This window comes from Corallococcus sp. CA053C (assembly GCF_003611675.1).
Classification (GTDB): domain Bacteria; phylum Myxococcota; class Myxococcia; order Myxococcales; family Myxococcaceae; genus Corallococcus.
The window spans coordinates 1-4,952 of record NZ_RAWA01000560.1; the positions used below are offsets into that span (position 1 = coordinate 1).

At 72.1% G+C, this 4,952-nt stretch carries 3 protein-coding genes and 1 pseudogene; all 4 read left to right on the forward strand.

Annotated features, from left to right (window positions below):
• Positions 1 to 102 precede the first annotated feature (102 nt).
• Positions 103 to 447 carry a hypothetical protein gene (locus D7V97_RS39855; protein ID WP_233583534.1) on the forward strand — a complete coding sequence of 115 codons (345 nt, stop codon included), beginning with the start codon at positions 103 to 105 and terminating at the stop codon, positions 445 to 447.
• A 3-nt stretch (positions 448 to 450) separates the two neighbouring features.
• Positions 451 to 4,146: a type VI secretion IcmF C-terminal domain-containing protein gene (locus tag D7V97_RS39860; protein WP_120615799.1), complete on the forward strand. Its 3,696-nt coding sequence runs from the start codon at positions 451 to 453 to the stop codon at positions 4,144 to 4,146.
• On the forward strand, positions 4,143 to 4,655 hold the full coding sequence (locus D7V97_RS39865) for a hypothetical protein (RefSeq protein WP_120615800.1): 513 nt from the start codon (positions 4,143 to 4,145) through the stop codon (positions 4,653 to 4,655). The genes D7V97_RS39860 and D7V97_RS39865 overlap by 4 nt, the downstream gene beginning before the upstream one ends.
• Before the next feature lie 8 nt (positions 4,656 to 4,663).
• Positions 4,664 to 4,952: pseudogene (locus D7V97_RS46320) on the forward strand (multidrug transporter); the annotation flags it as partial.

The following is a 4,952-nucleotide window of genomic DNA, read 5'->3' on the forward strand; positions in this document are numbered from 1 at the left end:
GGAGGACACGGGGCCCCTGCTCTACGCCTTCCCCGCCCGCTACTACGCCTTCGCCGGGCTGGGCGTGCTGGGGCTGCAGGGCCTGCTGTGGTGGGGGACCCGGTGACGGCGCCCCGGAAGCCCCTGGAGGCCGCGCCCGCGACGGCGGGGGCGGAGAGCGCGCCGGAGGTGCTGCGGCGCGTGGAGCGGCTGCTCGACGCGAGGTTCGCCGACGCGCGCTTCGCGGCCACACGCGAGGACCTGACACCGCTCCTGGAGGACCTGCACGCGGGCCTCTCCGCCCTCTTCCCCGCGCCCGGCGGCGTGCGCGTGTCCCCGGAGGAGCAGCAGGCGCTGCGCGCGAAGTTCGTGGGGACGGTGGACACGCTGGAGGACGTCCTCGAGGCCATCGACCGAGCTGACCGGGCCGGCCGAGCCAGGGGCCTCCGGGCCCGGGAAGGCCGCTGAGTCATGGAGCCGCTCAAGAAGCTGTCGGAGTTGATTCCCCCCGCCTGGCGGCCGTGGCTGGCGGTCGCGCTGGTACTGCTGACCGCGGGCGTGGGCCTGGGGGTGGCGTGGCTGCGCGCGCGCAAGAAGAAGGCCGCCGCGGTCCCGGATGGGCCGCCGCCCCTGGACGTCAACCAGCTGCGCAAGGTGCGTCAGGACTTCCTCTCGAAGCTGCCCTTGCGCCACCGCGTGGCGGTGGGGGACCTGCCCGGCGTGGTGGTGATGGGCCCGGTGGGCGCGGGCCGCTCGCAGCTCATCGCGATGGACGTGGACTGGCAGCGGCAGGAGCGGCAGTTCCTGCCCAGCCACACCTCGGACTCGCTGCTGAAGCTCTACCTGGGCTCGGACATCGTCGCGCAGGAGCTCTCCGGGCAGCTGCTGGAGAACGAGACGCCCCAGGCGCGCGAGGCCCTGCGCCGGCTGTGGCGCGACAGCTTCGGCCACGGGCAGCAGGCGCTGGCGGTGCTGGTGCTGGACGCGGACTGGCTGTCGGAGAAGTCCCCGGACGAGGTGCGCCGCGCCGCCCAGTTCATGCGCGGGAAGCTCAACCTGTTGGCCGAGGTACTGGAGGCCCAGGTGGAGACGCGCGTGTGCCTCACCCACCTGGACACGCTGGACGGCTTCACGGACTTCGCGCGCCTGCTGCGCTCGCACCAGGTGCCGCTGCGCTTCCCGTTCCCGAAGCCGGGCGACGAGGGCCAGCTCGCGACGCTGCTCCAGACGCAGGAGCAGTACCTGGCGCTGGGCCTGACGTCGCTGCCGGTGGAGGCCTTCGAGCGGCTGGAGCGCTTCTATTCCGACGGCCACAAGCCCTTCCAGGCCCTGTCGCGCTTCGTCGCCGCGCTGATGGAGGGCCAGACGCTGGCGTACGCGCCCCGGCTGACGGCGGTGTCGCTGTCCTCCAACGACCCCGACGCGAGGGACCCGGGCGTGCTGTCGGTCTCCGCCGAAGCCAGCGCCGCGAAGGCGGTGCGCGCGCGCTACTTCCACGCCCACCTGCGGCGCGCCGTGCTGGTGGCCCTGGCGTGCGCCCTGCCCCTGGGGGCCGTGTACGGGTACTTCTCCTGGCGGCTGAAGCAGGCGCAGACCCGGGTCCAGCGCTTCGAGGACACCGTGAAGCGCATGCACGAGCAGGGGCAGCAGGTGTCCGGCGGCGTGGTGCAGGATCAGGTGCTGGACGCGGGCCACTCGCTGGACACCCTGTGGCGCGCGATGGGCTTCTGGCCCCTGCTGCGCTACAGCGCCGTGGACGACCGGGAGAACCTGCGCCAGCGGCTGGCCCAGGGCATCCGCGAGGCCCACATCCGCCCCGCCCTGGAGCAGTGCCAGCGGCAGCCGGAGACGTGCCGTCCCGAACAGGTCGTCTACCTGCTGGCCACGCTGCACGCCTCGCGCGACGAGCCGCTGGGCAAGTTCATCCTCGCGAGCCTGCACACCCGCCCCACCTGGAGCTTCGTGCCCGAAGCCGACGACGCCCAGGCCGCGGAGCCGGCGTCGCTGGACGCGTCGCGCTCGTGGGTGTCGGCCGTGGGCCTCAACGAGTCCCTGGTGGGCGACTACGTGCTCATCAGCGGCGCCCCGTGGCAGCGGCCGGAGGGGCCCGAGTTCTCCTGGGCCCGGTGGCCCTACCCGGAGGCCCTCACGCTGGAGGCGCAGCTGGCGCCGTGGCAGGCCCACTTCAAGCGCATGCAGGACCTGCTCCAGGACCAGGCCGTGGAGCCGCACGAGCTGGAGAAGCTGGACGCGGACCTGGAGGCGATGCAGGACGAGCGCCGGCGGCTGCAGGCGTGGCTGGACGACAGCGCGCGCTTCGGCACCCTGCCCCGCATGCTGGAGCTGCTGTCCGCCTCCGATGCGCGCGTGGACACCGGCACCTTCCGGGGCGTGCTCTCCACGCTCACCGCCGTCCAGTGGATGAACGACCACCGTGACGTGCTCGCGGGCATGTTGCGCATGGAGGAAGAGGCGTACCTGGGCGTCAAGGCGGTGCAGAAGATGAGCATGGCGGAGCTGCTCGTGCGCGACGGGCTGTGGCTGCCCGGCAACGGCCCTGCGGTGCTCCAGGTGACGGTGCTGCAGAGCACCTTCGAGTTCCGGCCCAAGGACGCCTCGCGGCTGCTGCACCAGGCGCTGATGCGCTACCACGAGAAGACGGGCCACATGCCCTTCGGCACGCTGGTGGGGGCACCGGAAGGCGGAGCACGCGCCACCGCGGGGCTCGCGGCCGACCGGCTGGAGTTCGACACCCGGCTGCGGCCGCTGGTGGACGAGTTCACCCAGCGCATCAAGGGCGCGGGGCTGCCGGTGGAGGAGGTCTCCCAGCGCCAGGAGCACGTGCGCCGCAAGGTGAACCAGTTCGCGCTCCAGTACCGCAACCGCCTCTTCCAGCGTGTGGCGGGCTACCGCTTCCAGGCGCCGGTGCCGGCGCTCCTGTCGGAGGAGCTGGCGCGCCTCACCCAGCCCTCGTCGGAGCTGGTGGACATGCTGCGCGACGTGGCCCAGGGCGCGACGCTGGAGCCGCTGGACGGGCCCTACTACGAATCGCTGCGCAACGCGGTGGCGCCCTTCAAGCCCATCGTCCAGCTGATGAAGCCGGATGACAGTGGCAACTACGTGGCGCTGAACCCCTACCGGATGCTCGTGGCCCAGCTCTCCGACGAGCTCAACGCCGTGCCCCGCGCGGGCGCGGCGGTGGCACCCGCCGCCGGCACGCCCGTGGCCGCGACGCCCGGGAGCCCACCGACGACGGGAGGCGCGGCCCGGCTCGCGGAGCTGCTGACGCCACGGGGGCGGCTGGCGTTCGCGATGATGCTGGAGGACGACACGTCCTACCTGCGCAAGGTGGATGCGTGGCTGGATCAGCAGGGGCTCATCGGAGAACTGCGGCAGCCCTTCCGCCAGCCGTTCCTCGCGGTGCGGGACCTGGGACAGCGGGAGCTTGAGCAGACGCTTCAGCAGCAGTGGAAGGACGCCTCCACCCGCCTGCTGCGGCCGCTGTTGGCGCGCTACCCGTTCAGCCCGGAGGCCACGCAGGAGGTGGATCCGGGAGACCTGGAGGTGCTCCGCCGCCAGGACGGCGTGTTCTGGGACTTCGTGACGCGCGTGCTGTCGCCGGTGGCCGAGGAGCGCGGCACGGAGTGGGTGCAGAAGAGCGTGCTCCAGAGCCGCCAGCTCACGTTGCCTGAAGAGATGCTGCCCACGCTGGGGCGGCTGGCGCGGTTGGGGCGCACGCTGTGGGACGCGGAGGGCAAACCGAGGCCCCTGATGCTGCAGGTGATGCCGCTGCCGCTGCCCGCGGCGCCGACGCCGGGGAGCTTCGTCACGCTGGGCGCGCTCAAGTGCGGCAAGACGACCTTCCACGCGTACAACCAGAGCCCCACCTGGCAGGAGTTCCCGCTGTCGTGGTGGGACCAGCAGACGGCGTCGCTGATGCTGGAGGTGCGTGCGCCCGCGGATCAGTCGGTGCAGTACGCGTCGCTGGAGAAGTCGCGCTCGGCGTGGAGCTGCTTCCGGTTGCTGGAGTCCTCGCGGCTCACGGAGGAGAAGCATCGCCAGTGGAGCCTGCGCGCGAAGGGCGGCGCGAGCACCGACGGGATGATGGACCTGCGCTTCGGCTTGAAGGGTGAGCCCTGGACCCCGTTCCGCGAGGTGCCGCGATGAGGCGCTCCCTGAAGTCCCTCCCGGCGGCGCTGTCGCTGCTGTTGGTCGCCTGTACGCCGAGCACGCTGCACCTGAGCATCAAGGCTCCCGCGGGCACCAACCAGGGCCGGCCGCTCTACATGCTCGTGCGCAAGGTGGACCCGAAGCTGTTCGCCGTCGAGTCCTATGGCGAGGTGTCCGCCCGCGTGTTCCAGCCCGACGCGGACGTGCTGCTGTCCGCGCTCATCTACCCGGGCACGCTCCAGCGCGTGAAGGTGCCGCTGCCCGACGGAGCGCCCGTGGCGGTGTCGTTCCTCTTCACGGCGCCGGACGGCACCTGGCAGCAGTTCGTCAACACGCCCGCCCCGGGCTCGCTCGACATCGAGCTGCTCGAAGGCCGCATCCGCACCGACACGGCGCCCGCGGAGCCTCGGAAGGCCGAGGACGATGCCGCCCCCGCGAAACCGCCCGCCGCGCCCGCGGTTCCTCCTCCTCCGGCTGCACCCCCAGAGCTTCGCGCAGGTCCATGAGGTCGCCCATGCCCCGCATCCTTTCGTTGCTCACGGCAGGCCTCTGCCTGCTCACCGCTTGCGGACCGGAATCCCCCCGACCCGACGAGCAGGCCCCGTTGTCTCGCGAGAGCCTGTTGCAGGAGGACGGGGGTGACGACGGTGGCATTGACGCCGGCCCTTCTGATGCCGGCCCTTCTGATGCCGGCCCTTCTGACGCCGGCACGGTGACAGCGGATGCGGGCATGCCTGACGCCGGCGCCATCGACACCGACGGCGGCACCGCTGATGCCGGAACGTCTGTCTCTTATACACACT

Excerpts from the sequence above, each read along its gene's own strand:
- D7V97_RS39860 (WP_120615799.1), top strand. The coding sequence starts at position 451 with ATGGAGCCGCTCAAGAAGCTGTCGGAGTTGATTCCCCCCGCCTGGCGG.
- D7V97_RS39865 (WP_120615800.1), top strand. The coding sequence starts at position 4,143 with ATGAGGCGCTCCCTGAAGTCCCTCCCGGCGGCGCTGTCGCTGCTGTTG.